The 26,680-nt window shown below is 71.9% G+C and carries 21 protein-coding genes and 1 pseudogene; 7 read left to right on the plus strand and 15 right to left on the minus strand.

Annotation, left to right across the window (positions count from 1 at the left end):
- Positions 1 to 159 precede the first annotated feature (159 nt).
- From DY218_RS23815 to DY218_RS23830, 4 genes are all read left to right on the plus strand, one after another.
- Entirely contained in the window at positions 160 to 975 is an 816-nt protein-coding gene (locus DY218_RS23815; protein WP_128558258.1) for an ATP-binding cassette domain-containing protein, read from the plus strand.
- Positions 972 to 2,273 (plus strand): sugar ABC transporter permease, encoded by a 1,302-nt coding sequence (locus DY218_RS23820; protein WP_128558189.1) that lies wholly within the window; start codon positions 972 to 974, stop codon positions 2,271 to 2,273. Before DY218_RS23815 ends, DY218_RS23820 begins: the two co-directional genes overlap by 4 nt.
- Before the next feature lie 290 nt (positions 2,274 to 2,563).
- Complete coding sequence (gene dxs / locus DY218_RS23825) at positions 2,564 to 4,480, plus strand: 1-deoxy-D-xylulose-5-phosphate synthase (protein ID WP_128558259.1); 1,917 nt, start codon at positions 2,564 to 2,566, stop codon at positions 4,478 to 4,480.
- Positions 4,481 to 4,643: 163 nt separating this feature from the next.
- The gene (locus tag DY218_RS23830) at positions 4,644 to 6,143 is read left to right on the plus strand and encodes an amino acid permease (protein ID WP_128558190.1); all 1,500 of its coding nucleotides are present in this window, start codon (positions 4,644 to 4,646) and stop codon (positions 6,141 to 6,143) included.
- Between the two features lie 13 nt (positions 6,144 to 6,156).
- Here DY218_RS23830 and DY218_RS23835 read toward each other — a convergent pair whose 3' ends face one another.
- The 6 genes from DY218_RS23835 to DY218_RS23860 all read right to left on the minus strand — a co-directional run bounded on the left by DY218_RS23835 (position 6,157) and on the right by DY218_RS23860 (position 13,350).
- Positions 6,157 to 6,540: a PIN domain-containing protein gene (locus DY218_RS23835; RefSeq protein ID WP_128558191.1), complete on the minus strand. Its 384-nt coding sequence runs from the start codon at positions 6,538 to 6,540 to the stop codon at positions 6,157 to 6,159.
- Positions 6,541 to 6,631: 91 nt separating this feature from the next.
- Positions 6,632 to 8,761 (minus strand): 3-hydroxyacyl-CoA dehydrogenase NAD-binding domain-containing protein, encoded by a 2,130-nt coding sequence (locus tag DY218_RS23840; RefSeq protein WP_128558192.1) that lies wholly within the window; start codon positions 8,759 to 8,761, stop codon positions 6,632 to 6,634.
- Positions 8,758 to 9,972 (minus strand): thiolase family protein, encoded by a 1,215-nt coding sequence (locus DY218_RS23845; protein WP_128558193.1) that lies wholly within the window; start codon positions 9,970 to 9,972, stop codon positions 8,758 to 8,760. Before DY218_RS23845 ends, DY218_RS23840 begins: the two co-directional genes overlap by 4 nt.
- 217 nt (positions 9,973 to 10,189) lie before the next feature.
- On the minus strand, positions 10,190 to 11,467 hold the full coding sequence (locus tag DY218_RS23850; protein ID WP_128558194.1) for an HRDC domain-containing protein: 1,278 nt from the start codon (positions 11,465 to 11,467) through the stop codon (positions 10,190 to 10,192).
- Between the two features lie 78 nt (positions 11,468 to 11,545).
- On the minus strand, positions 11,546 to 12,208 hold the full coding sequence (locus DY218_RS23855; protein ID WP_128558195.1) for a response regulator transcription factor: 663 nt from the start codon (positions 12,206 to 12,208) through the stop codon (positions 11,546 to 11,548).
- Between the two features lie 473 nt (positions 12,209 to 12,681).
- Entirely contained in the window at positions 12,682 to 13,350 is a 669-nt protein-coding gene (locus DY218_RS23860) for a DUF3000 domain-containing protein (RefSeq protein WP_128558196.1), read from the minus strand.
- 90 nt (positions 13,351 to 13,440) lie between these two features.
- On the opposite strand from DY218_RS23860, the gene hemE reads away from it, so the two are divergent.
- A complete protein-coding gene (gene hemE / locus DY218_RS23865) occupies positions 13,441 to 14,517 on the plus strand; it encodes a uroporphyrinogen decarboxylase (RefSeq protein WP_128558197.1) in 1,077 nt (358 codons plus the stop codon).
- Between the two features lie 66 nt (positions 14,518 to 14,583).
- Here hemE and DY218_RS23870 read toward each other — a convergent pair whose 3' ends face one another.
- The gene (locus tag DY218_RS23870; RefSeq protein WP_128558198.1) at positions 14,584 to 15,957 is read right to left on the minus strand and encodes an FAD-dependent oxidoreductase; all 1,374 of its coding nucleotides are present in this window, start codon (positions 15,955 to 15,957) and stop codon (positions 14,584 to 14,586) included.
- Positions 15,958 to 16,026: 69 nt separating this feature from the next.
- Positions 16,027 to 17,085 (minus strand): DUF4349 domain-containing protein, encoded by a 1,059-nt coding sequence (locus tag DY218_RS23875; RefSeq protein WP_128558199.1) that lies wholly within the window; start codon positions 17,083 to 17,085, stop codon positions 16,027 to 16,029.
- A 232-nt stretch (positions 17,086 to 17,317) separates the two neighbouring features.
- On the opposite strand from DY218_RS23875, the gene hemG reads away from it, so the two are divergent.
- Positions 17,318 to 18,775, plus strand: a complete 1,458-nt coding sequence (hemG, locus tag DY218_RS23880) for a protoporphyrinogen oxidase (RefSeq protein WP_128558200.1) — start codon at positions 17,318 to 17,320, stop codon at positions 18,773 to 18,775.
- Between the two features lie 4 nt (positions 18,776 to 18,779).
- Positions 18,780 to 19,499, plus strand: coding sequence for a hydrogen peroxide-dependent heme synthase (gene hemQ / locus DY218_RS23885; protein ID WP_128558201.1), 720 nt, complete (start codon positions 18,780 to 18,782; stop codon positions 19,497 to 19,499).
- Between the two features lie 42 nt (positions 19,500 to 19,541).
- Here hemQ and DY218_RS23890 read toward each other — a convergent pair whose 3' ends face one another.
- The 7 genes and pseudogenes from DY218_RS23890 to DY218_RS23920 form a co-directional block, all read right to left on the minus strand.
- On the minus strand, positions 19,542 to 20,315 hold the full coding sequence (locus DY218_RS23890; RefSeq protein WP_128558202.1) for a TIGR04222 domain-containing membrane protein: 774 nt from the start codon (positions 20,313 to 20,315) through the stop codon (positions 19,542 to 19,544).
- 135 nt (positions 20,316 to 20,450) lie between these two features.
- On the minus strand, positions 20,451 to 21,737 hold the full coding sequence (locus tag DY218_RS23895; protein ID WP_233521874.1) for a DUF692 domain-containing protein: 1,287 nt from the start codon (positions 21,735 to 21,737) through the stop codon (positions 20,451 to 20,453).
- Between the two features lie 372 nt (positions 21,738 to 22,109).
- On the minus strand, positions 22,110 to 22,886 hold the full coding sequence (locus DY218_RS23900; protein ID WP_199566838.1) for a DUF4142 domain-containing protein: 777 nt from the start codon (positions 22,884 to 22,886) through the stop codon (positions 22,110 to 22,112).
- Between the two features lie 159 nt (positions 22,887 to 23,045).
- The gene (locus tag DY218_RS23905) at positions 23,046 to 23,792 is read right to left on the minus strand and encodes an aminoacyl-tRNA hydrolase (RefSeq protein ID WP_128558205.1); all 747 of its coding nucleotides are present in this window, start codon (positions 23,790 to 23,792) and stop codon (positions 23,046 to 23,048) included.
- Between the two features lie 114 nt (positions 23,793 to 23,906).
- Positions 23,907 to 24,776 carry a polysaccharide deacetylase family protein gene (locus DY218_RS23910; RefSeq protein WP_128558260.1) on the minus strand — a complete coding sequence of 290 codons (870 nt, stop codon included), beginning with the start codon at positions 24,774 to 24,776 and terminating at the stop codon, positions 23,907 to 23,909.
- Between the two features lie 65 nt (positions 24,777 to 24,841).
- Positions 24,842 to 25,675 carry a PPK2 family polyphosphate kinase gene (locus tag DY218_RS23915; RefSeq protein ID WP_233521875.1) on the minus strand — a complete coding sequence of 278 codons (834 nt, stop codon included), beginning with the start codon at positions 25,673 to 25,675 and terminating at the stop codon, positions 24,842 to 24,844.
- Positions 25,676 to 25,870: 195 nt separating this feature from the next.
- A pseudogene (locus DY218_RS23920) lies at positions 25,871 to 26,670 on the minus strand (DeoR/GlpR family DNA-binding transcription regulator).
- Between the last annotated feature and the right edge of the window lie 10 nt (positions 26,671 to 26,680).

The raw sequence follows: 26,680 nt of genomic DNA on the forward strand, positions 1-26,680 counted from the left end.
GCCGACCTCCACCCCGCTGTCGGCGGGCGGGCCCGGGCGCCGGGCCCCGCGCCATCGGGGGTGTGTGAGAACACCCCCCCAGCAAAGCCTTCCGCGTCACGCCGGCCGTCGTCGCCCGCGTGCGCGACCCGTTCCCGCCGTACAACGGCGGCGAAGGAGCTGATTCACGTGTCCGCATCGCCCGTGCTGGCGTTGCGCGGAGTCTCCAAGCGGTTCGGCGCCGTCCAGGCGCTCACCGACGTCGACCTGGAGATCCGCGCCGGTGAGGTGGTCGCCCTGGTGGGCGACAACGGAGCCGGCAAGTCCACCCTCGTCAAGACCATCTCGGGGGTCCACCCGATCGACGACGGCACCATCGAGTGGGAGGGCAAGGCGGTCCGCATCAACCGGCCGCAGGATGCCCAGGGCCTCGGCGTCGCCACCGTCTACCAGGACCTCGCGCTCTGCGACAACCTCGACGTCGTCGCGAACCTGTTCCTCGGCAGCGAGGTCCGCAAGAGCACCATCCTGGACGAGATCGCCATGGAGAAGCGGGCCAAGGAGCTGCTCGACACCCTCTCCATCCGCATCCCGAGCGTCCGTATCCCGGTCGCCTCGCTCTCCGGTGGTCAGCGCCAGGTCGTCGCCATCGCCCGCGCGCTCGTCGGCGACCCGAAGGTGGTCATCCTCGACGAGCCGACCGCCGCACTCGGTGTCGAGCAGACCGCGCAGGTCCTCGACCTGGTGGAACGGCTGCGCGAGCGCGGCCACGGCGTCATCCTCATCAGCCACAACATGGCCGATGTGCAGGCCGTCGCGGACCGCGTCGCGGTGCTGCGCCTGGGCCGCAACAACGGCGTCTACGACGTCGAGGGCACCAGCCACGAAGAGATCATCGCGGCGATCACCGGAGCCACGGACAACGCCGTGACCCGCCGCAGGGCACGCACCGACGGCGCCTCCACCAGCACGGTCACGAAGGAGGACGCGAAGTGAGCGACCTCAAGAAGAACGCAGCGGACACCGAGGTCCCCGAGGCCGAGGTGCCCCCGGAGGCCGTCGCCCCGGCGGCCGTCGACCCGCGCCTGCTCGTCCGCGAGGAGGGCTTCAAGGGCTACTTCACCGAGTTCGTACGCCGGGTCCGCGGCGGTGAGCTCGGCTCGCTGCCCGTCGTCATCGGCCTGATCGTGATCGCGATCGTCTTCCAGGCGCAGAACGACAAGTTCCTGTCGGCGAGCAGCCTGACCAACATCGCGGTCTTCACCTCCGGCCTCGGCATCATGGCCGTCGGCATCGTCTTCGTGCTGCTGCTCGGCGAGATCGACCTGTCGGTCGGCTCGGTGGCGGGCACCGGCGCCGCGGTCTGGGCGGTCCTGAACGTCAGCAACGGCTGGAACGACTGGCCCTCGGTCATCGTCGCCATCGCCAGCGGCACCGCGATCGGCGCCCTGCACGGCTTCTTCTTCGCCAAGGTCGGCGTACCGGCCTTCGTGGTCACCCTCGCGGGCTTCCTCGGCTGGAGCGGTCTGCAGATCTGGCTGATGGGCAACGAGGGCAGCATCAACACCCCGTCCGGCGGCGTCGTCGAGAACCTCACCGGCTACTTCTTCGAGGACAAGGCCGCCGCGTACGGCCTCGCGCTCGTCGCGGTCGTGCTCTACGCCGGCTCGCTGCTCATCGACACCCGGCGCCGCAAGGCCGCGGGGCTGCCGTCCCGGCCGACCAGCGAGATCGCGCTGCGCACCGCCGTCGTCGCGGTCCTGGTCTTCGCCACCGCGTACGTACTCAACGACCTGGAGGGCTCGCGCGGTCTGCCGCTGGCCCTGGTGCTGTTCCTCGCCGTCGTGGTGATCGCGGACTTCGTGGCCCGCCGCACCACCTTCGGCCGCCAAGTCTTCGCGGTCGGCGGCAACGCCGAGGCCGCCCGCCGTGCCGGTATCAACGTCGACCGCATCCGCATCACGGTCTTCGCGATCTCCGGCATGCTCGCCGCCTTCGGCGGTCTCTTCATCGCCTCGCTGCAGGGCGGCGCGACGAAGAACCTGGGCGCCGGCAACACCCTGATGCTGGTGATCGCGGCCGCGGTCATCGGCGGCACCAGCCTCTTCGGCGGCCGCGGCAAGATCTGGTCTGCCCTGCTCGGCATGCTCGTTCTGCAGTCCATCCAGCAGGGCCTCAACCTGCTCGGCATGGCCAGCGAGATCCAGTTCATGATCACCGGTGCGGTGCTGCTCGCCGCCGTCGTGATCGACTCGGTCTCCCGCAGGACGCAGAAGAGCGCGGGCCGCACCTGACGCGGACCGCTGGGGCCGCGGGGGAAGTCCTCTCCCGAGCCCCGCACCACGGACGTGCCCGGCACCGGAGCAACCGGTGCCGGGCACGCCTGCGTCTGTCCCCGGGGCGTGCCTGCGCGGCAGTACGGGGCCGTACGGGTGGCGTACCCCGCGCGGCGGGTCCGTAGCGGAACATTAGACTCGACAGACCCGGAGCAGCTCGAACAGCTCTACCGCTCTACTGCAAGGAGGCACGGCGTATGGCAGCCGCGCACAGCGCGTCCGTCCCGGGTGGTGGGCGAGGCACGGGCATGCTGGCCCGCATCGAGGGGCCGCGTGACCTGGACGGACTCAGCCACGAACAGCTCGACGAGCTGGCGGCCGAGATCCGCACCTTCCTGGTCGACGCGGTCTCCAAGACCGGCGGCCACCTCGGCCCCAATCTGGGCGTCGTCGAGCTCACCATCGCGCTGCACCGTGTCTTCGACTCCCCGAAGGACCGGGTGCTCCTGGACACCGGACACCAGTCCTACGTCCACAAGCTGCTCACCGGCCGCCAGGACTTCGCCCGGCTCCGCGCCAAGGGCGGCCTCTCCGGCTACCCGTCCCGTGCCGAGTCCGACCACGACGTGATCGAGAACAGCCACGCCTCCACCGTGCTCGGCTGGGCCGACGGCCTCGCCAAGGCCAACGAGGTCCTGGAGAAGGACGACCACGTCGTCGCGGTCATCGGCGACGGCGCCCTGACCGGCGGCATGGCCTGGGAGGCGCTGAACAACATCGCCGCCGCCAAGGACCGCCCGCTGGTCATCGTCGTCAACGACAACGAGCGCTCGTACGCCCCCACCATCGGCGGCCTCGCCGACCACCTGGCCACCCTGCGCACCACCGACGGCTACGAGCGCTTCCTGACCCGCACCAAGGAGGTCCTGGAGCGCACCCCGGTCGTCGGCCGCCCGCTCTACGAGACGCTGCACGGTGCGAAGAAGGGCCTCAAGGACTTCATCGCCCCGCAGGGCATGTTCGAGGACCTGGGCCTGAAGTACGTCGGCCCCATCGACGGCCACGACATCGAGGCCCTGGAGTCCGCGCTCACCCGCGCCAAGCGCTTCGGCGGCCCGGTCATCGTGCACTGCCTCACTGAGAAGGGCCGCGGCTACCAGCCCGCCGAGCAGGACGAGGCCGACCGCTTCCACGGCATCGGCCCGATCCACCCCGACACCGGGCTGCCCATCAAGGCCTCCGCGGCTTCCTGGACGTCGGTCTTCGGCGACGAGATGGTCAAGCTCGGCCGGGAGCGCAAGGACATCGTCGCCATCACGGCCGCGATGCTGCAGCCGGTCGGCCTGAAGAAGTTCGCCGAGGCCTTTCCGAAGCGGGTCTACGACGTCGGCATCGCCGAGCAGCACGCCGCGGTCACCGCGGCGGGCCTGGCCACCGGCGGACTGCACCCGGTCTTCGCGGTGTACGCCACCTTCCTCAATCGGGCCTTCGACCAGCTCCTGATGGACGTCGCTCTGCACAAGTGCGGAGTCACCTTCGTCCTCGACCGGGCAGGCGTCACCGGCGACGACGGCGCCTCGCACAACGGCATGTGGGACATGTCGATCCTGCAGTGCGTCCCGGACCTGAGGCTCGCCGCCCCGCGCGACGCCGAGCAGGTCCGGCTGCAGCTGCGCGAGGCCGTCGAGGTGGACGACGCCCCGACCGTGGTCCGCTACTCCAAGGGCGTCGTCGGCCCCGCCGTACCCGCCGTCGGCACCGCGGGCGGAATGGACGTACTGCGCCGCGCAGGCACCGACACCCCGGACGTGCTCCTCGTCTCCGTGGGCGCGCTCGCCCCGATGTGCCTGGAGATCGCCTCGCTCCTCGACAAGCAGGGCATCTCCACCACCGTGGTCGACCCGCGCTGGGTCAAGCCGGTCGACGAGGCGCTCGCGCCGCTCGCCGAGCAGCACCGCGTCGTCGTCACGGTGGAGGACAACGGCCGTGCGGGCGGCGTCGGTTCGGCGATCGCCCAGGCCCTGCGGGACGCGGGCGTCGACGTACCGCTGCGCGACTTCGGCATCCCGCCGCGCTTCCTCGACCACGCCTCCCGCAAGGAGGTCATGGCCGAGATCGGCCTGACCGCACCGGACATCGCCCGGCAGGTCACCGGCCTGGTCTCGCGTCTCGACGGCCGCTTCGAGAGCCCCGGCGCGGACGCCGTGGAGCCCGCCAGGGACTGACCCGGGGCCGAGGCGCCGCCCTCAAGAGCCGACTGAGCCGGCCGGTACACCTTTGCGGGTGTACCGGCCGGCTCTTTCGTATGAAACCCACGCCGCGCGGGGCACACGTGAGGGCGACATACTGACGATGTCGACCACGACCAGCGTGGGAGGTAGGTAGGCCGTGAGCAGCACGCTCTTTCGGACCAAGTCCGTCGAACAGTCGATCAGGGACACCGAAGAGCCGGAGCACGGACTCAGGAAGGCGCTCTCGGCGCTCGACCTCACCGTGTTCGGCGTCGGCGTCATCATCGGCACCGGCATTTTCGTCCTGACCGGGACCGTCGCCAAGGAGACCGCAGGTCCGGCGACCGCCCTGGCCTTCGTGGTCGCGGGCGTCGTGTGCGCCCTCGCGGCCCTGTGCTACGCCGAGTTCGCGTCCACCGTCCCGGTGGCCGGATCCGCGTACACCTTCTCGTACGCCTCGATCGGTGAGCTGCCCGCCTGGATCATCGGCTGGGACCTCGTCCTCGAATTCGCCCTCGGCACGGCGGTGGTGGCCGTCGGCTGGTCCGGGTATCTGCGCTCCCTGATGGACAACGTGGGCTGGCATCTGCCCGAAGCGCTGCAAGGCCCGGACGTGGCGGGCGGCACCTTCGACATCCTGGCCTTCGCCCTCATCCTGATCCTCACCGGGATCCTCGTCGTCGGCATGAAGCTGTCCGCCCGGATCACCGCCATCGTGGTCGCCATCAAGGTCGCCGTGGTGCTCATCGTCATCGTGGCGGGCTCGTTCTTCATCAAGGCCGAGAACTACAAGCCGTTCATCCCCAAGGCCCAGGAACAGTCCGCGGGCTCCGGCTGGGACTCGCCGCTGGTGCAGACGCTCTTCGGGTACGCGCCCACCAACTTCGGCGTGATGGGCATCTTCACCGCGGCCTCCATCGTCTTCTTCGCCTTCATCGGCTTCGACGTGGTGGCCACCGCCGCGGAGGAGACCAAGCTCCCGCAGCGCGACATGCCCCGCGGCATCCTCGGCTCGCTGATCATCTGCACCACGCTGTACGTCGCCGTCTCCATCGTCGTCACCGGCATGCAGCACTACAGCGAACTGTCCATCACCGCACCACTCGCGGACGCCTTCAAGGCGGTGGACGCACCGTTCTTCGGCGGTGTGATCAGTTTCGGGGCCGCCGTCGGTCTGACCACGGTCTGCATGATCCTGCTGCTCGGCCAGACCCGGGTGTTCTTCGCGATGAGCCGGGACGGCCTGCTGCCGACCTTCTTCTCCAAGACCCACCCGAAGTTCCGCACCCCGTACCGCCCGACCATCCTGCTCGGCGTGGTGATCGCCGTCGTCGCCGGATTCACCAGCATCAACGAGCTGGCGACCCTGGTGAACATCGGCACGCTCTTCGCCTTCGTGGTCGTCGCGATCGGCGTGGTCGTCCTGCGCCGCACCCGCCCGGACCTGCCGCGCGCCTTCCGCACCCCGTGGGTGCCCCTGGTGCCGATCCTCTCGGTCGCCGCCTCGGTCTGGCTGATGCTGAATCTGCCGCTCGAGACCTGGTTCCGCTTCGGCGTCTGGATGCTGATCGGCGTCGTCGTCTACTTCGCGTACGGGCGCCGCTCCAGCCGTCTCGGGCGTGAGCAGCTCGGCGCGGAGGGGGCCGACAAGGCCTGATCCGGATCGGGCCTCAGCGGGAGCCGCCGTACACCGTGCGCGGCCCCGTGCAGCGCGCGCCGAGCTCCTCGACGCGGCGGCGGAGGCCGCGGTCGGCCGTGACGACCAGGCAGTCCTGCCCGGTCCCGCGGGCGGCCGCGGCGAGCCCCACGATGTGATCGTCCCCGCTGCCCGCGGCCGACTCGACCCGCACGCCCGGCACGGACTCCACGCCACGCGCCGCGCCCTCCACGACGAGCACGATCTCCAGCGGGCCCGGCTGCCCGGCGACCCCTTCCTCGGCGTAGCCCGGCAACCCGTCCCGCAGCCGCTCGGCGGCACCGCGGCGATCGCGCCACCAGCCGTCCGGCACCGAGCCCACGACATTGGCGGCGTCCACGATCAGCAGGGTCCCCATGCGCCCATCATGAGCCACGCGCGCGTGGGGATACGCCGCAGGGGCCGTACGGACAGCTGCGTCCGTACGGCCCCTGCGCAGTACAGCGGTGTTACGCGGGCACGCTCGCCAGGCCGGGGGCCAGGAACGGCTTGCCGTTGACGCGCTCGCTGACGCCCGCCCGGTCCAGGTACGGCGTGACGCCGCCCAGGTGGAAGGGCCAGCCGGCGCCGGTGATCAGGCACAGGTCGATGTCCTGCGCCTCCGCCACGACACCCTCGTCGAGCATCAGGCCGATCTCCTGCGCCACCGCGTCGAGCACGCGGTCGCGGACCTGCTCCTCGGTGAGCACCGAGTCGCCCTGCTTCAGGAGCGCGGCGACCTCGGGGTCGAGCTCGGGCTTGCCGGAGTCGTAGACGTAGAAGCCGCGCTTGCCGGCCTCCACGACCGCCTTCAGGTTCGGCGAGACGGTGAAGCGGTCCGGGAAGGCCCGGTTGAGGGTCTCCGAGACGTGCAGACCGATGGCCGGGCCGACCAGCTCGAGCAGCACCAGCGGCGACATCGGCAGACCGAGCGGCTCGACGGCCTTCTCGGCGACCGGCACCGGGGTGCCCTCGTCGATGACGTTCTGGATCTCGCCCATGAAGCGGGTCAGGATGCGGTTCACGACGAACGCCGGGGCGTCCTTGACGAGGACCGCGGTCTTCTTGAGCTTCTTGGCGACACCGAACGCCGTCGCGAGCGAGGCGTCGTCGGTCTGCTCACCGCGCACGATCTCGAGGAGCGGCAGTACGGCCACGGGGTTGAAGAAGTGGAAGCCGACGACCCGCTCGGGGTGCTGCAGCTTCGACGCCATCTCGGAGACCGACAGCGAGGAGGTGTTCGTGGCGAGGATCGCGTGCGCCGGAGCGACCGCCTCCACCTCGGCGAAGACCTGCTGCTTGACCGACATCTCCTCGAAGACGGCCTCGATCACGAAGTCCGCGTCCGCGAAGCCCTCGGCCTTGTCGAGCACACCGGTGACCAGGGCCTTCAGGCGGTTCGCCTTGTCCTGGTTGATACGGCCCTTGCCGAGCAGCTTGTCGATCTCGGCGTGCACATAGCCCACGCCCTTGTCGATGCGCTCCTGGTCGATGTCGGTGAGCACCACCGGCACCTCGAGGCGGCGCAGGAAGAGCAGCGCAAGCTGTGAGGCCATCAGGCCCGCGCCGACCACGCCGACCTTGCTGACCGGACGCGCCAGGTCCTTCGACGGGGCGCCCGCGGGACGCTTGGCGCGCTTCTGCACCAGGTTGAACGCGTAGAGCCCGGCGCGCAGTTCGCCGCCCATGATGAGGTCCGCGAGCGCGGTGTCCTCGGCGTCGAAGCCCTGCTGGCGGTCGCCGTCGCGGGCGGCGTCGATGATGTCCAGGGCGCGGTAGGCGGCCGGGGCGGCGCCGTGCACCTTGGAGTCGGCGATCGCGCGGCCACGGGCCACCGCCGCGTCCCAGCCCTCGCCGCGGTCGAGCTCGGGGCGCTCCACGGTGATGTCGCCGTTGAGCACGGAGGCCGTCCACACCAGGGACTGCGAGAGGAAGTCGGCGCCGTCGAACAGGGCGTCGGCGATGCCGAGTTCGTAGACCTGCTTGCCCTTGAGCTGACGGTTCTGGTTCAGCGAGTTCTCGATGATGACCGAGACCGCGCGGTCCGCGCCGATCAGGTTCGGAAGGAGCACACAGCCGCCCCAGCCGGGCACCAGACCGAGGAACACCTCGGGCAGCGAGAAGGCGGGCAGCGCCTTGGAGACGGTGCGGTAGGTGCAGTGCAGACCGACCTCGACACCGCCGCCCATGGCCGCGCCGTTGTAGTACGCGAAGGTCGGCACGGACAGGCCGTGCAGGCGCTTGAAGACGTCGTGGCCGCCCTTGCCGATGGCCAGCGCGTCCGAGTGCTCCTTGAGGATCTCGACGCCCTTGAGGTCGGCGCCGACGGCGAAGATGAACGGCTTGCCGGTGATGCCGACGCCGACGATCTCCCCGGCCGCGGACTCCTTCTCGACCTGGTCGATCGCCACGTTCAGATTCGCGAGGGACTGCGGACCGAAGGTGGTCGGCTTGGTGTGGTCCAGGCCGTTGTCCAGGGTGATCAGCGCGAAGCGGCCCGCGCCGGCCGGCAGGTCGAGGTGGCGTACGTGCGCCTCGGTGACTACCTCGTCGGGGAACAGCTCGGCTGCGCCCTTGAGCAGTTCGGTGGTGGTGCTCACTTGCCCTCCCAGTGGGGGTTCTCCCAGATGACCGTGGCGCCCATGCCGAAGCCGACGCACATGGTGGTCAGGCCGTAGCGGACGTGCGGCTGCTCCTCGAACTGCCGCGCCAGCTGCGTCATCAGACGCACGCCGGAGGAGGCCAGCGGGTGGCCGTAGGCGATCGCGCCGCCGTACTGGTTGACGCGCGCGTCGTCGTCGGCGATGCCGTAGTGCTCCAGGAAGGCGAGCACCTGGACGGCGAACGCCTCGTTGATCTCGAACAGGCCGATGTCGGAGATCGACAGACCGGCCTGCGCGAGCGCCTTCTCGGTGGCCGGGATCGGGCCGTAGCCCATCACCTCGGGCTCGACACCCGCGAAGGAGTACGAGACCAGGCGCATCCTGACCGGCAGGCCGTTCTCCCGCGCGAAGTCCTCGGAGGCGATGATCGACGCGGTGGCGCCGTCGTTGAGCCCCGCCGCGTTGCCGGCCGTGACCCGGCCGTGCGTACGGAACGGGGTCTTGAGGCCCGCGAGCGACTCGAGCGTGGTGCCCGGGCGCATCGGCTCGTCCTCGGTGGCCAGGCCCCAGCCGGTCTCCCCGCCCTCGGGCGTGGTGCGGCGGATCGACACCGGCACCAGGTCCTGCTGGATCTTGCCGTCGGCGTACGCCTTGGCGGCCTTCTCCTGCGAGCGCACGGCGTACTCGTCGGCGCGCTGCTTGGTGATCGACGGGTAGCGGTCGTGCAGGTTCTCCGCCGTCATGCCCATGAACAGCGCCGACTCGTCGACCAGCTTCTCGCTCACGAAGCGCGGGTTCGGGTCCACGGCCTCGCCCATCGGGTGCCGGCCCATGTGCTCGACACCACCGGCGATCACGGCGTCGTACGCACCGAAGGCGATGGAACCGGCGGTGGTGGTCACCGCGGTCAGCGCGCCCGCACACATGCGGTCGATGGAGTAGCCGGGCACCGACTGCGGCAGGCCCGCGAGGATGCCGGCGGTGCGCCCGATGGTCAGACCCTGGTCGCCGATCTGCGTGGTCGCCGCGATCGCGACCTCGTCGATCTTGGCCGGGTCGAGGTCCGGGTTGCGGCGCAGCAGCTCCCGGATGGCATTCACGACGAGATCGTCGGCACGGGTCTCGTGGTAGATGCCCTTCGGGCCCGCCTTGCCGAACGGGGTGCGGACGCCGTCCACGAAGACGACGTCCCTGACGGTACGAGGCACGATGGCTCTCCTCCAGGGTGCGGGTGCGCCTGCCGGCGCGCTTCCACCCCTCATGCTACTTGCGAGTAACTGGAGCGAACAGGCCCCCCGCCCGGAGCGTCGAACGTCACACCGCGGACCCTGCTGCGCACGCTCTCCGGATACGCCGAACCCCCCGGCCCCAGGAGTGCACCCGAGGGATCGGGGGGTTCGATGGCGAGGGCCGGCGTCGGCGCGCTCAGTCCGGGGTAGCCGCGAGCGCGGTGACCAGAGCGGGCGTCACCTGCTCGATCTGCCAGCGCCGCGCCCCGTGGCCGGCGAGCACCGCGGCGACCGACTCGGGCGTGGCCTCGCGGGGCGGCTCCCAGCACAGCCGGCGCACGGTGTCCGGGGTGATCAGATTCTCCTGCGGCATGTTGAGCCCCTCGGCGATCTCCGTCACCGCGGCCTTCGCGGCGGCCAGCCGCGCGGCCGCCGCAGGGTCGCGATCGGCCCAGGAGCGCGGCGGAGGCGGGCCGGGCACCTGCTGCCCCGGCTGCGGCAGTGCGCTGTCCGGCAGCGCCTTCGCCCGGTCCACGGCCGCCTGCCACTGCTCGAGCTGGCGCGGCCGCAGACGGTTCCCGAAGCCGCTGACGGCGGACAGGGCCTGGACGTCGGCCGGCATCGCGAGGGCCGCCTGCACGATCGCCGCGTCGCCGATCACCTTGCCCGGCGAGACGTCACGGCGCCGGGCGATGTGGTCCCGGGTGTTCCAGAGCTCCCGTACGACGGCCATCTGGCGCCGGCGGCGCACCTTGTGCATCCCGGACGTACGGCGCCAGGGGTCCTTGCGCGGCGGCGCCGGCGGGGCGGAGGCGATCGCGTCGAACTCCTGCAGACCCCAGTCGAGCTTGCCCTGCCGGTCGAGCTCCTTCTCCAGGGCGTCCCGCAGGTCGACGAGCAACTCGACGTCGAGTGCGGCGTACCGCAGCCAGGGGTCGGGCAGCGGACGGGTCGACCAGTCGACCGCCGAGTGGCCCTTCTCCAGGACGAAGCCGAGCACCGACTCGACCATCGCGCCGAGTCCGACGCGGGGGAAGCCGGCGAGCCGTCCGGCCAGCTCGGTGTCGAAGATGCGGGAGGGGATCATTCCTATTTCGCGCAGACAGGGCAGGTCCTGTGTCGCGGCGTGCAGCACCCACTCGGCGTCGGCGATGGCGGCGCCGAGTCCGGACAGGTCCGGGCAGGCGATCGGGTCGATCAGGGCGCTGCCCGCGCCCTGCCTGCGCAGCTGCACCAGATAGGCGCGCTGGCCGTACCGGTAGCCGGAGGCGCGCTCGGCGTCCACGGCCACGGGGCCGGTGCCGGCGGCGAAGGCGGAGATCACGTCCGCGAGCGCATCGGCGTCCCCGATCACCTCGGGCACACCTTCGCGCGGTTCGAGCAGCGGGGTCGGCGCCGTTTCGACGTCGTCCGGAGGGCCGCCTCCGGTGGTGCGCAGTGAGCTGTCTGCTGCGGTCTCTTGGGCGTCGGTCACCGGCCCAGGGTATCGGTGTATGCAGCACGCCCGTCGACGGAACGTTCCGTCGACGGGCGTGACAGGGGTGCGAACCGGTCAGTGGATGATGCCGGTACGCAGGGCGACCGCGACCATTCCGGCACGGTCACCCGTGCCGAGCTTGCGCGCGATCCGCGCGAGGTGGCTCTTCACGGTCAGCGCGGACAGGCCCATCGAGACGCCGATCGCCTTGTTGGACTGCCCCTCCGCGACCAGCCGGAGCACCTCCACCTCACGGCCCGACAGCTCCCGGTAGCCGCCCGGGTGGCTCGGGGTACCCGGGGGGCGGCGGTGCATACGGGCGGCCGCGGCGCCGATGGGAGCGGCGCCGGGGCGGGTGGGCATGCCCACGTTGGTACGGGTCCCGGTGACGACGTAGCCCTTCACTCCGCCCGCGAGGGCGTTGCGCACGGCACCGATGTCGTCGGCCGCGGAGAGGGCGAGGCCGTTGGGCCAGCCCGCGGCGCGGGTCTCGGAGAGCAGGGTCAGGCCGGAGCCGTCGGGCAGGTGGACGTCGGCCACGCAGATGTCGCGCGGATTGCCGATACGGGGTCGGGCCTCGGCGATGGAGGACGCCTCGATGACGTCGCGCACTCCGAGCGCCCAGAGGTGGCGGGTGACGGTGGAACGGACGCGCGGGTCCGCCACGACGACCATGGCGGTCGGCTTGTTCGGGCGGTAGGCGACCAGGCTTGCGGGCTGCTCGAGGAGAACGGACACCAGGCCTCCTGGGGATGGCGGCGGGGACGGGGCCGGCTGGGGGAAGGCGCCGGGACCGTGCTTTCAAGGTCACAGACGTCTTCGGCAGCATCTCCGCCCGCCTTTAGCGAATGATCACGATTTGGGGACCTGCAATTCGTGCAATTAGGACACGCGGTCGATCATCCGAAGAGCGAACCGAACACGTCACGCTCACGAGCGAGCGGGGGGTGTACGGCGGCGCTCGCAGGGGAATAGGGGCCGTCGCCGGTCGGCGGCCGAGGGCGTGTGGTCGTCCGGCGGTCGGCTTCGTTCTCCGAGCGATCGAAGGCGATCGGCGGGGGATCGGTCCGTGCGGCTTCGGGCGCGAGTGAGGTGTGCCGACACGGCGACGCGGCCGGCGCGAACCATGTCCGCGCCGACCGCGTCGGCCGATGTGTGTCCCCGTCCGCGCTCCGCCCGCGTACGCCCCTGCCGGGGGAGTGCGCCGTACCTCAGGCGCGGTGCGGCCCCCGGCGCTGCGGCAGCGAGACGACCGCCGCGTCCGACGGGCCCTGCGGGGGCAGCCCGGCGATCTGACAGAGCAGATCGCACCAGGCGGCCAGGTGGGCCGTGGTGTCCGGCGCACCGTGCTGCCCCTCGCGGGGCGTCCAGGAGGCGCGGATCTCGATCTGTGAGGCCGGCCGGCGCTCGGCGAGACCGCCGAAGTAGTGGGAACCCGCCCGTGTCACGGTGCCGCTGGGCTCTCCGTAGAACAGCCCACGGCCCTGCAGCGAGCCGGTCAGCCAGGACCAGCAGACCTCCGGGAGCAGCGGATCGGCCGCCATCTCCGGCTCCAGGTCGGCGCGTACCAGGGTGACGAGCCGGAACGCCCCCTTCCAGGCGTCGTGCCCCGCGGGATCGTGCAGCAGGACGAGGCGCCCGTCCGCCAGATCCTCGTCGCCGTCCACGACCGTCGCCTCGAGCGCGTACGCGTACGGGGCGAGCCGCCCGGGCGCGCGGGTCGGCTCCACCTCGATCTCCGGCCGCAACCGGGCCGTCCGCAACGCCTCGACAGCCGTGCGGAACGGGGGCGGAGCATCCGGCGCCGCCTTCCCCTCCGTAGCGTCCATCCCCTCAGAACCCTCCGACAGTTGTCCCTGCTGTCCCTGCGCCGCAGCCATGCGGGGAAGATTAAGCGGAAGCGGGCCCCGGCGCAGGGAGGGACACCCGCCCCGAGCCAGGCACTTCACGGCACATGGGAGACTTTCGGCGTGAGTGCCAACGACCGCCCGCAGGGCCAGCAGCCGAACCCGTCGCCCGCCGTCGCGGATTCCGCCTTCCTCAGGGCGTGCCGCCGAGAGCCCGTCCCGCACACCCCCGTGTGGTTCATGCGGCAGGCGGGGCGCTCGCTGCCCGAGTACCGCAAGGTGCGCGAGGGCATCGCCATGCTGGACTCCTGCATGCGTCCCGACCTGGTCGCCGAGATCACCCTGCAGCCGGTGCGCCGGCACCACGTCGACGCCGCGATCTACTTCAGCGACATCGTCGTACCGCTCAAGGCCATCGGTATCGATCTCGACATCAAGCCGGGCGTCGGCCCCGTCGTCGAGCAGCCGTTCCGCACCCGCGCCGACCTCGACCGGCTGCGGGACCTCACGCCCGACGACGTCTGGTACGTCACCGAGGCGATGGGCCTGCTCACCGGTGAGCTCGGTGCCACTCCACTGATCGGTTTCGCGGGCGCGCCCTTCACGCTCGCCAGCTATCTCGTGGAGGGCGGGCCCTCGCGCAACCACGAGAACACCAAGGCCATGATGTACGGCGACCCGCAGCTGTGGGCCGATCTGCTCGACCGCCTCGCGGACATCACCGGCACCTTTCTGCAGGTGCAGATCGACGCGGGAGCGAGTGCCGTGCAGCTCTTCGACTCCTGGGTCGGTGCCCTCGCGCCGGCCGACTACCGCGCGTCCGTGCTGCCGGCCTCCGCGAAGGTCTTCGAGCGGGTCGCGGACCGGGGCGTGCCGCGTATCCACTTCGGCGTCGGCACCGGCGAGCTGCTCGGGCTGCTCGGTGCGGCGGGCGCCGACGTCGTCGGCGTCGACTGGCGGGTCCCGCTGGACGAGGCCGCCCGCCGCGTCGGTCCCGGCAAGGCGCTGCAGGGCAACCTCGACCCGGCCGTGCTGTTCTCCACCCCGGAGGCGGTCGCGGCCAAGGCCGACGAGGTGCTCGCCGCCGCGCAGGGCCTGGAAGGGCACGTCTTCAATCTCGGGCACGGCGTCCCGCCGAACACCGACCCCGATGCGCTCACCCGCCTCGTGGAGCATGTGCACACGCGCAGCGCGCGCTGAGTTTGGCTGGAATTCAGTGCTGTGGCACGGGGTGCGTCCCCGTGCCACAGCCTTTTCCGTCGCCCCTCACCCCGCCTTGCGGACCGCCGTGACGGCCTTGCGGGCCGCCACCAGGACGGGGTCCCACACCGGTGAGAACGGCGGGGCGTAGCCCAGATCGAGCGCCGTCAACTGCTCGACCGTCATCCGGGCGGTGAGTGCCACGGCCGCGACGTCGACCCGCTTCGCGGCGCCCTCATGGCCGACGATCTGCACGCCGAGCAGTCGCCCCGTACGCCGCTCCGCGAGCATCTTCACCGTCATCAGGGCCGCGCCGGGGAAGTAGCCCGCGCGGCTGGTCGACTCGATGGTGGCGGTGACGTACTGCAGTCCTGCGGCCCTGGCGTCCTTCTCGCGCAGGCCGGTTCGCGCGATCTCCAGGTCGCAGACCTTGCTGACGGCGGTGCCGACGACGCCGGGGAAGGTGGCGTAGTCGCCGCCCACGTTCGAACCGATCACCTGGCCGTGCTTGTTGGCGTGTGTGCCGAGCGCGATGTGCCGCTCGTTCCCGGCGACCAGGTCCCGTACCTCCACGCAGTCGCCGCCCGCCCAGATGTCGGCGTGGCCCCTGACCCGCATCGAAAGATCGGTGAGTAGTCCGCCCTGAGCGCCGAGCGGCAGCCCCGCGGCCCGCGCGAGGTCCGTCTGCGGCCGTACGCCGATGCCGAGGACGACCACGTCCGCCGGGTACTCGGCGTCCGCCGTGGCCACCGCCCGCACCCGCTTGTCGTCGCCCGTGCGGATGCCGGTGACCTCCGCGTCGTCGACCATCTCGATGCCCATGCCGGACATCGCCTCGTGGACCAGGCGTCCCATGTCGGGGTCGAGCGTCGACATCGGCTCCTGGCCGCGGTTGACGACGGTCACCCGGTAGCCGCGCTGCACCAGGGCCTCCGCCATCTCGACGCCGATGTAGCCGGCGCCGACCACGACCGCGCGCCGGCCTTCGGTGGCGGCCAGGGTGTCGAGCAGGGCCTGGCCGTCGTCCAGGGTCTGCACCCCGTGCACGCCCGGTGCGTCGATGCCGGGCAGCTCCGGGCGCACTGGGCGTGCGCCGGTGGCGATCACGAGCTTGTCGTACGCCGTCCAGTACTCCTCGCCGGAGCGCAGATCGCGCGCGCGGACGCGCTTGCCCGGCACATCGAGCTCGGTGACCTCGGTGCGCATCCGCAGGTCGATGTCGCGCTCGCGGTGCTCATCGGGAGTACGGGCGATCAACTCGTCCCGTTCGGCGACCTGTCCGCCGACCCAGTAAGGGATACCGCAGGCCGAGTACGAGGAGAAGCCGCCGCGTTCGAAGGCGACGATCTCGAGCGCATCCCGGTCCTTGAGCCTGCGCGCCTGGGACGCGGCGGACATGCCCGCCGCGTCCGCGCCGATGACCACCAGTCGTTCACTCATGCGGCACACGCTACGTGGCGCCCGTGGCGGGGGCCCGGAGCGCGTGGGTGGACGGGAACTTCCGGGGTGTCAGGGGCTCTTGGGCGCCTTCTCGCCGGTGTCGGGGCCTTCGCCGGTCCCGGGAGCCGGCGTGGGCGTGGGAATCGTGGCCGGGGCGTGGGCGGGTGCCGCAGGCCACGGGATGCGCCGGCGGTCGGCGCCGGGCAGGCGGGACCGCAGCAGCCGCCACAGCAGGACGAGCAGCGCGCCGAGCGCGAGGAACGGCAGCGCCGCGCCGATCACCACGGCCACCCAGCGCAGGAACGTCACGAAGGCGCCCCAGCCGCCCGCCAGGGCGTCCCCGACGCCGGTGTCGTCGTCCTTCTCCGCCTTCTTCACCGGAGGGCTCGGCTGCGACAGGCTCAAGGTGATCGTCGACAGCGTGGTCCGGTCCTCCAGGGACGCGCGCCGGGCGAGCAGGGAGTCCAACTCGGCCTGGCGGGTGCTCAGTTCGTCCTCCAGGGTGACCACATCGGCGAGCTTGGTCGCGTCGTCCATCAGGTCCCGCACCCGGGCGACACTGGCGCGCTGTGTCTTGACCCGGCTCTCGACGTCCACCACCTCGTCGGTGACGTCCTTGGCCTTCGCCTTGCGGGACACGAGCTTGCCGGTGCCGGAGAGTTCGTCGAGCACATCCGCGTACGCGTCCTGCGGGACCCTCAGGGTGATCCGGGAGCGTTCGCGCCCCGACGCGTCGCGGTCCGTGCTCTCGTCGCCCACGACGCCGCCCGCGTCCTCGGCCGCCTTGCGCGCGGTGTCGAGGGCGGACTGCACATCCTTGACCCGGACCGAGAGGGTCGCCGTGCGGATGATGTGGGTGCCGGCCGGGTCGGACGCCTTGCGGGCGGCGCTCGTGCCGGAGTTGCCCGCGCCCTGGTCGCCCTTGCCCGCCTTCCCGCCGCCGTTGTCCTGATCGCCGCTCGCGGGCCCTTCGGCCCGGTCGGCTGCCGCTTTGCCGCCTTCGCCGCCGTCGCTCCCGGCCGTGCAGCCCGTGACGGCCAGAGCCGCTGCGAGCAGCAGCGCGGCCGGCATGCTGCGGCGGTGCCGGCGTCCGTGCGTGGTGTTCCGGATGTGGGCCGTGCTGCCCATCGGCGTACCCCCTGTTGCCTCGGTGGTGCTTCGGGTGTCGTCCTACGACGCCGGGACGGACCGGAACGTTTGCGCCGGGCGATTCCGAAGCGATTACGGCACGGCCGCGGAACGAGCACCTCCGAAACGAACGCCTCCGAAACGGGCACCCCCGAGACAAGCACCCCCGAAACGAGCACCCCGACACGGGCCCCCGGCCCGCCCGGCCACCCGCCTCTGCGACCCTTGAGGCATGCACGCCTCGGACGCCGCCACCGCCCCGTACCACGCAGTCGTCGTCGGAGGGGGCATCGCCGGTCTCGCCGCAGCGCACCGGCTGCTCGGCACCGGTGCCCGGGTCACGGTCCTGGAGGCCTCCGACCGGCTCGGCGGAAAGCTGCACGCAGACCGGATCGCCGGCGTCCGGGTGGACCTGGGCGCCGAGTCGATGCTCGCCCGCCGCCCGGAGGCCGTCGGCCTCGCGCGCGAGGTGGGCCTCGCCGATGCCCTGCAGCCGCCCGCCACCGCCACCGCGTCGCTGTGGACCCGCGGCGCCCTGCGCCCCATGCCCAAGGGACACGTGATGGGCGTACCGGGCGACCCGGCCGTCCTCGCCGACGTCCTGAGCCCCGAGGGCCTGGACCGCATCGCCCGCGAGCCCGGCCTGCCGCCCACCGAGGTCGACGAGGACATCGCGGTGGGGGAGTACGTGGCCGCACGGATGGGCCGCGAGGTCGTCGACCGCCTCGTCGAACCGCTGCTCGGCGGGGTCTACGCGGGCGACGCGTACCGCATCTCGCTGCGGATGGCCGTACCGCAGCTCTACGAGGTGGCCCGTTCGGGCGGCTCGCTGCTGCACGCCGTACGAGACATCCAGCGCCGTGCCGCCGAACAGCCGCGCACGGACCCGGTGTTCATGGGCATCGAGGGCGGCGTCGGCCGGCTGCCGCTCGCGGTCGCCGATGCGGTACGCGCGCGTGGCGGCGACATTCGCACCGGTACGCCCGCGACCGCGCTGCGCCGCACGGACGGCTCCTGGCAGGTGGTGACCGAGCAGGAGACCCTCCGCGCGGACGCCGTGATCATCGCCGTCCCCGCGCCACGGGCCGCCCGGCTGCTCGCCGCCGAGGCGCCCGCGGCGGCCGCCGAGCTGCGCACCGTCGAGTACGCCTCGATGGCCCTGATGACCTTCGCCTTCCGCCGCGCGGAGGCCGAACTCCCCGCAGGCAGCGGCTTCCTGGTGCCCCCGGTCGACGGCCGGACCATCAAGGCCGCGACCTTCGCCAGCCGCAAATGGGGCTGGATCGGCGACGAGGACCCGGACCTGCTCGTCGCCCGTACGTCCGTAGGCCGCCATGGCGACACCGAGGACCTGAAGCGCGACGACACCGAGCTCCTCGACATCGCACGGGCCGATCTGCACGCCGCGACCGGCCTCACCGCCGCACCCGTCGCCGCCCGGGTCACCCGCTGGCAGGACGGCCTGCCGCAGTACCCCGTCGGCCACCACGCGCGCGTGGAGCGCATCCGCCGGGAGGTCGCCGAGCTGCCCGGGGTCGCGGTCTGCGGCGCGGCCTACGACGGCGTCGGCATCCCTGCCTGCATCGCGAGCGCCCGCGCGGCCGTCGACCTGCTGCGCGGCGATACGGCCGCGGCGGACGAGCTGACCGCCCACCCGGTGCAGAGCCTGCACGGCGGCGCGGGAGAATAGCCCCATGAGTGACGACGCCCCCGCCAAGGCCCCCAACGCGGGCAAGAAGGCCAAGGACCTCAACGAGGTCATCCGCTACACCCTGTGGTCCGTCTTCAAGCTGCGCGACGTGCTGCCCGAGGACCGCTCCGGCTACGCCGACGAGGTGCAGGAGCTGTTCGACCAGCTCGCGGCCAAGGACATCACCGTCCGCGGCACGTACGACGTCTCCGGTCTGCGGGCCGACGCGGACGTCATGATCTGGTGGCACGCCGAGACCTCCGACGCGCTGCAGGACGCGTACAACCGCTTCCGCCGCACCAGGCTCGGCCGCGCCCTCGAGCCGGTCTGGTCGAACATGGCGCTGCACCGCCCCGCCGAGTTCAACAAATCGCACATCCCGGCCTTCCTGGCCGACGAGTCCCCCCGCGACTACGTCAGCGTGTACCCCTTCGTGCGCTCCTACGACTGGTACCTGCTGCCCGACGAGGACCGCCGCCGGATGCTCGCCGACCACGGCAAGATGGCCCGCGGCTTCCCGGACGTCCGGGCCAACACGGTCCCCGCGTTCTCGCTCGGCGACTACGAGTGGATGCTGGCCTTCGAGGCGGACGAGCTGTACCGCATCGTCGACCTGATGCGGCACCTGCGCGCATCCGAGGCCCGTATGCACGTCCGCGAGGAGGTGCCGTTCTACACGGGTCGCCGCAAGAGCGTCGCCGAACTGGTCTCCGGCCTGGCCTGAGCGTACGGCTTGCCCGGTGCGGCTCATCCGCACCGGGCCGCCTCAGCGGTCCCGGTGACCCAACCCGCCGGAGGCGAAGGCGGCGTTCAGAGACGGGTCGCGCACCGCCGCGACCCCGTACGCCGCCACCGCCGTCAGATAGCCCCGCTCACCCGAATCCGCCTCCGGCGACAGCGAGTTGAGCACCGTACGACCGGCCGGCGAGGCCCACTGCGAGCCCGGCCGCACCTCGTACCGGGCGATCACCAGGCAGCCGACCACCACCCCGAGCGGCAGCGCGAACCACGCCGCCACCGGTCCCGGACTCACCTGCGCGGGAAACATCCACAGCGCCACGGCGCCGAGCAGGAACACCGCGACCGCTGCGGTCCGCACCTGCCGCACCGCGTCCGGCACCCGCCCGCCGTCCTCGGTCGCGAGGCCCGCATCCGTGAGCCGCGCGGCCAGGCCGCGCACCGGCTCCGCGACCGCGACGGCAGCACGGACCGGACGGATCCGCTCCTGCCCGGACGGCCCGATCGCCTCGAGCACCGAACGCTCCACGGCGTCCCGGCCCTCGGGCACCGCCACGGTCACCCAGCCGGTGTGCGCGAGCAGCAGCCGGCCGGCCCTGGCCATCGACACCATGGCCAGCTCGGCGACCCGGTACGGACCGCCCGCCAGGAATGCGACCTCGTACAGGCTCGGCCGGTGCCCGGAGCCGGTCATCGGTGGCGCGGGCGCCACGGCGGCGGAGCGCACCGCGGCGAGGCAGAGCCGGGCGACGGCGAGGCCCGCCAGGATCCAGGCGGGGAGCAGGAAGAGCAGCCAGAGCATGGCGATGTTCTACGGGAAGGAGCTCCCCCATGGCTACGGCATTTCACGATGCGAACCGTCCTGGACAGGGATTTCGCGATACGGAATGAGTCCGTCCGTCGATGGTGCGAAGCCGTCGAACGGCCTCGCACTGCTTCACGCGCGCGTGGCCGGCGTACCCGAAGCCGCCGTCACCGCACGTCCCGCGCGCGGGGCCAGCACCCGGCGCACCCGGCGGGCGGCGTCCCGTACGACCGGCGGCAGGGAGAGGTGCGGGCGGCCCGCACGCTCGCTCCACCAGTCGTCCAGGGCCTGCCGCGACCGCGGGTCGTGCGGGAGCCCGGCGTCCAGGAGGTGGGCGGCGAAGTCGAGCGCGTCGTAGCGGTATCCGTCCGTCATGGGCCGGTTGGCGGCGTACGAGAGGAACGCCGGCCGGTATCCGCTGCCGAGGATCTCCGGCAGTTCGGGCGCGACCTTCGCGACCACATCGGCGCGCTTGGCGGCCAGCGCCCTGGACTGCACGGCGAGCCGCCTGCGGTCGAAGCCCTCGGGCGCCGGGGTGCCCGCCACCAGGGACGACAGGAGAGCTGCCTGCGCGAGCGCGACGCGCTGGCGCGAGCTCTCGGTCGCGGTCGCGCGCGGTGTCCCCGCCGGCTCCGGGGCGTCCGCCCGACGCCCGGCCCCTGCCGCCACGGTCGTACGGATCGACTCCAACTCGGCTTCCAGCTCGGCCGGTTCGGGAAAGTTCTCGTCCCGTTCGAGCAGCACACCGGGCGGCGTCACCCGCGAGGCGAGCTCGGCCAGCACGTCGAGGACCGGCCGGGTGACCGGGTGTGCGTGGCTGTCGTGCCACACCCCGTCCCGCTCGAAACCGCCCGCCACATGGACGTACGCGATGGCCTCGACGGGCAGTTCGTCGAGCGCGCGGCACGGGTCCTCGCCGCGGTTGACGTGGTTGGTGTGCAGATTCGCCACGTCGATCAGGAGGCGTACCCCGGTGCGCTCCACGAGCTCGTACAGGAACTGGCCCTCCGTCATCTCCTCGCCCGGCCAGGAGATCAGTGCCGCGATGTTCTCCACGGCGAGCGGCACGGGCAGCGCGTCCTGGGCGATCCGTACGTTCTCGCAGAGCACGTCGAGCGCGTCCCGGGTGCGGGGCACGGGCAGCAGATGACCGGCCTCGAGCCGCTGGGAGGCAGTCATCGCACCCCCGGCCCGTACGAAGGCGATGTGCTCGGTGACCAGGGGCGAGCCGAGCGCCTCCGCCCGCTCGGCGAGACTCGCGAGGCGCGCCGGATCGGGACGCTCCGCGCCGCCGAGACCGAGCGAGACGCCGTGCGGGACCACCGTCACTCCGCGCTCCCTGAGCCGGACCAGGGACGGCGGCAGATGGCCGGGACACACGTTCTCGGCGACGGCCTCGACCCAGTCGATGCCCGGCATCCGCTCGACGGCCTCCGCGATCTCCGGACGCCAGCCGATCCCGGTCCCGAGCCGCGCCGGCACTCGCGCGCCCTGCGAACTCGTACGCTCCGGGCCCCCTGTGTGCTCCGTGCTCCTCATGCTCACCCTCCCTCGCCGCAGCCACCCCGCTGTCCGCACGCGACGACGCGCGCGTGCCGGTGTTGTCGCCCCGCCGTACCGGAACGAATCCCGGGANCCACCCCGCTGTCCGCACGCGACGACGCGCGCGTGCCGGTGTTGTCGCCCCGCCGTACCGGAACGAATCCCGGGACAGAGACGTTCAGAGGTTGATTTGAGGTTCCGCAGCCCTTTGCGGTTCCGCAGCCCTTGGCGGGACACCTGTCGCAAAGCTCAGGAAGGGTCGGGACGGTCGGTGTTGATCACCCGGCCCTCGTCCTCGGGCGATTGGGCGGACGGCTCCGAAGTGAGCTCGGGGGATCCGCTGGGCTCGGCGGGTCCCGCAGCCGGTGGCAGTGATCCGTTCGGCGGCGGCGGTCCCGTCGGGCTCGCCGTGGACTGGCCGGCCGCCTCTCTGGCCATGTCGTCGAAGTCCACTCCGCCGGTGCTCTCCAGCATCGTGATGTGGTCGAGCACCGTCTGGTTGGCGTCCGTGGCCAGCTGCCTGACCAGGGAGTTGCGCGTGGTGTGCCGGACCTCGGCGATCAGTGCGAAGACCTTTCCGTGCGAGTTGCGCAGCAGATTGGCGAACTTCCGCTGGTACGTCTCGCCCTCCGCCTCGGTCAACTCCCGCAGCCAGCCCTGCTGTTCGTCGGACGGCTGATTCGGCAACTGCACACCGAGCTGGGCGGCGACGGACCGGGTACGCCGGTCGAGGTCAGTGTGCCCGACGATCAGATGGTCACCGGTCGACTTGATCGCCTCCGTCGGCGCGCGTTCGAGGGCCTGCTGCCCGGCCGGTATCTCCCACAGGCCGGCCAGCCTGACTTTGACCAGGAAGTCCCGGTCGGTGGCCGAAAGTGGCCCCCACTGGGTGGCGACGGTCCCGGCGTCCAGGTTCGCCTCGCCGGTGCCCGAGCGGTCCGCGTACGACCAGACGGGGAAGGCGAGTGCGCCCAGTGTCGCCACCAGGGCCGCGATGATCAGAGCGGTCCCGTTGATGCGCCGCAGCAAGGTGCCTCCAGAGGTAGAGCCCACGAGTTCGCCGTCACGTGCCCGCCGACACGTGACGGTGCCGAGGGATACGTACGGGAGGGCCGTACCGTTCAACGGGCGGGCTGGGCAGGGCGGTCGGCCGCTGCTCAGCCCCCGCTGCTCAGTCGCCGCTGCTCAGCCCAGGGGGCCGCGGCGCAGCGCAGGGTGGTCGGCCACCACCGTGCATGACCCGGGGGCGATCTCGGTGTAGCCGGCGTCGCGCACCACGGGGAGCCCCGAAGCCACCAGGTCCCGCCAGTCCGCGGCGTCCGGCCTGCGCACCGACAGCGGGAAGCCGGCCTCGCGCCACTGCTCGCGCTCGGCCCCGGTCAGCTCCCACCAGGCCAGCTGGGCGCCGTGACCGGCCTGCGCCATCGACTTGCCCGCCGACATGTCGACCTCTGGATTCAGCCACAACACAGGGGTACCGGCATCCGGCCGGCCCGGCGTCTCCGGATCCTCGAGCTCCGTACCGGACACCTGCAGCCGGGCCAGATCCTTCGGCCAACCGTCGAGGGGGACCGGCGGGAACACCCGCACCTCGGCCGACTTCCCGGTCACGGTGATCCCAGGCAGCGCCTCGGCCCGGCGCCACTCCGCACCGCGCGCCCGGCGCACCACCTTGCGGATCCGGGCGTCCTGCCAGTCCCGCACAGCCTGTGCCCATTCACCTTCGCCGACCGCCCGCGGGTCGCTCAGGAGCAGCAGTACGGCACGGGCCGCGGTCTCCAGCGCATCGGTACGCGCGGGCGGCGCCGCACGCTCGATGCGGACCACCAGCGGGAGTACGAACTGCGGGGCCTGGTCCCGGTCCGTGCTCGCGTGCCGGAAGGGACTGTCGGGCTGTGCGTCGTCGGCCGGGCTGGCGGGATGGCTGGTCACCCGCCCAGTCTGCCAGGCACTGCGGGGCCGGGCTCCGGGGCGGTCGCCCGTTCAGGATGGCGCTGCGGTACACAGGATGGTGCCGGGGTGCACAGGATGGCTCTGCGGTACGCGTCAGCCCGGTTGTCCCGCCGAACCGCCGATCAGCTCCGAGACCCGGGCGAAACGGTAGCCCTGCTTGCGCAGTTCGGGCACGATCCGGCGGATCGCCCGCTCGGTGACCGGCGCCGCGCTCCGTGTGCAGTGCATGACCACCACCGAACCGGGCCGCACTCCGCGCAGCACCTCATCGGCCACCGCATCGGCGTCCTCGGCGAAGGCGTCCCCACTCACCACGTCCCACTGGACGGCGGTGACTCCGGCGGGCGCGATCGCTTCGAGGGCCGCACGGTCGTAACAGCCGCCCGGGAAGCGGAAGTACGGCACGGTGCTCCTGACCCCGGCCTTGCGGAAGGCGGTGAAGGCCCGCTCCACGTCCGCACGCATCCGGTCCGCCGACACGGAGGGGAGTCCGTAGCAGTCGTCGGTGTACGCGTGATGGCTGTACGAGTGGTTGGCGACCTCGAAGAGCGGGTCCGCGCCGATCGCCCGCGCCTGCTTCGGATACTCCTCGGCCCAACGACCGGTCATGAACACGGTCGAGGGCACCTGGAGGCGGCGCAGCGTGGCGATCAGCTCCGGATTGTCGAAGCGCTCTCCGGCAGCGGCCCGCGGGCCCTGATCCGCCGTCATATCGGCGTCGAAGGTGAGGGCCACGGTCTTCCCGCCGTCCGGCCGGCCCTTCTTGAACACCGGGGTCAGGCCCTGCGGCCCCGGAGCGAGGGTGGGCGGCCGCTGTTTCGGCGCCGACTGCGGACGGTGCTCCTGCCCGGCCTGGGGCGTCCGCCGTTCCTCGGGCCGCCCGGCCCCGCCCGTATCGGCGCAGCCGCAGACCAGGGCACCGAGCGCACAGACGGTCACCAGCTTGCGAAGCGAGGAGAGAATCACTCCGCGAAGATAACCCTACAAACAACGCATCTCGGGCATTTCCAGCATCGATGGCGACGAAGTCAGGGCGAGGCGAGCAACTGCTCGCGACTGGCCGCCACGTCGAAGGTGGCCTTCGGGTACTGCGGATCGAGCGCCGTCAGATGCTCCAGAAGCAGGGTGCTGATCGCCCAGTTGCGGTACCACTTGCGGTCCGCGGGGACCAGATACCAGGGGGACGTGGGCGTCGAGCAGCGGGCCAGCGCGATCTCGTACGCCTCCTGGTAGGCGGGCCAGACCGTGCGCTCCGCGATGTCGCCGGGGTTGAACTTCCAGTGCTTGTCCGGGCGGTCCAGGCGCTCCAGGAGACGGGCGCGCTGTTCCTCGTACCCGAGATGCAGGAAGCATTTGACCACCGTGACGCCGTCGTCCGCGAGCGACTGCTCGAAGCGGTTGATCGCGCCGTAGCGGCGGCCGAGCACCGGTCGCGTCACCAGCTCACGCACGCGCGCGATCAGGACGTCCTCGTAGTGCGAACGGTCGAAGATGCCGATCTCGCCGGGCACGGGCAGCGCCTGACGCACCCGCCACAGGAACGGATGGCTCAGCTCCGCACGGGTCGGCGCCTTGAACGCCTTGATACGGCAGCCGGACGGGTTGAACAGCCCGATCACATGCTTGACCGTGCCGCCCTTTCCGCTGGTGTCCATGCCCTGCAGCACGAGCAGCACGCGGCGGCGGTCCCCGGCCGTGCTTGCCGCGTACAGGCGTTCCTGCAGGTCGGCGAGCGGGTCCCCGAGGCCCGCGGTGGCCGTACGGCCGGCCGCCTTGCCGCCGGTGAAGCCGGGGGTGGCGCGGGTGTCGTACGACGAGAGGTCGACCGGCTCACCGGGCGGGACCCGCAGGAGATCGCTCAGCGAGGCAGCGGACTTCGCCTCGCCGGGCCCGCGCTCGGCCTTCGCCCTGCCGCCACCCTTGTCCTTGGCCTTGTTCTTCGCCTCGGCCTTCCGGTCGTGCTTCTCGGACACCGTGCACGCACCCCTTCCATCGCCTGCGTAGAGCCTGCGCCGTGTCGGGGCGCCGCGCTACCCGTGCGCCAGGACCGGATGCGCTCAGACGGCCAGCACCTTGATCCCCGCCTCGGTCAGCCGCGTCACCGTGGCCGGCGCCACCGCGGAGTCCGTCACCAGCACATCCACCCGGTCGATGCCACAGATACGGGCGAAGGCGCGCGCCCCCATCTTCGACGCGTCCGCCACCACGACCACCCGCCGCGCACGCTCGGCGAACTGCCTGCTCACACTGGCCTCGTCCTCGTGCAGCGTCATCACCCCGAGGTCCGGATCGACCGCATCCGCGCCGAGCGCCACCACATCCAGCACGACCTCGCCCAGCACCCCACGGGTCAGCGGACCCACCAGCTCGTAAGACTGCGGGCGGGCCACCCCACCGGTCGTCACGATCTTGATCTGCGGACGTACCGCCAGCTCGCCGGTGATGTTCAGCGCATTGGTGACCACCGTGAGCACCGGCGGCTCCCCCGAGGCCGGTACCGCCTGCAGATCACGGCCCGCCCGCACCGCGAGGGCGCGCGCCACCTCCGTGGTGTCGTTCCGCCGTTGAGGCCCACCACCTCGCCGTCCCCGATCAGATCCGCCGCGGCCACCGCGATCCGCTGCTTCTGCGCCGCGTTCCGCGACGACTTGTAGCGCAACGGCAGCTCGTGCGAGACCCCGTGCGCCAGCGCGCCCCCGCGGGTGCGCAACAGCATGCGCCGCTCGGCCAGTTCGTCGAAGTCCCGCCGGATGGTCGCAGCCGAGACGCCGAGCCGGACCGCGCCGTCCTCGACATCGAGACGGCCCTCCGCGGCCAGGAGTTCGAGCAGATTGCTCCACCGGTCGTGCTTGGACATTCGACGGCTC

Origin of the sequence: Streptomyces triticagri (assembly GCF_003429565.1) — a bacterium.
In the GTDB taxonomy this organism is placed as follows: Bacteria; Actinomycetota; Actinomycetes; order Streptomycetales; family Streptomycetaceae; genus Streptomyces; species Streptomyces triticagri.

Bases quoted from the DNA above. Each gene is read 5' to 3' on its own strand.
- dxs (WP_128558259.1), top strand. From the start codon at position 2,564: ATGCTGGCCCGCATCGAGGGGCCGCGTGACCTGGACGGACTCAGCCAC.
- DY218_RS23895 (WP_233521874.1), bottom strand. From the start codon at position 21,737: ATGCCGGGCATCGACTGGGTCGAGGCCGTCGCCGAGAACGTGTGTCCC.
- DY218_RS23875 (WP_128558199.1), bottom strand. From the start codon at position 17,085: ATGGGCAGCACGGCCCACATCCGGAACACCACGCACGGACGCCGGCAC.
- hemQ (WP_128558201.1), top strand. From the start codon at position 18,780: ATGAGTGACGACGCCCCCGCCAAGGCCCCCAACGCGGGCAAGAAGGCC.
- DY218_RS23870 (WP_128558198.1), bottom strand. From the start codon at position 15,957: ATGAGTGAACGACTGGTGGTCATCGGCGCGGACGCGGCGGGCATGTCC.
- DY218_RS23835 (WP_128558191.1), bottom strand. From the start codon at position 6,540: ATGGGGACCCTGCTGATCGTGGACGCCGCCAATGTCGTGGGCTCGGTG.
- DY218_RS23890 (WP_128558202.1), bottom strand. From the start codon at position 20,315: ATGCTCTGGCTGCTCTTCCTGCTCCCCGCCTGGATCCTGGCGGGCCTC.
- DY218_RS23860 (WP_128558196.1), bottom strand. From the start codon at position 13,350: ATGGCTGCGGCGCAGGGACAGCAGGGACAACTGTCGGAGGGTTCTGAG.
- hemG (WP_128558200.1), top strand. From the start codon at position 17,318: ATGCACGCCTCGGACGCCGCCACCGCCCCGTACCACGCAGTCGTCGTC.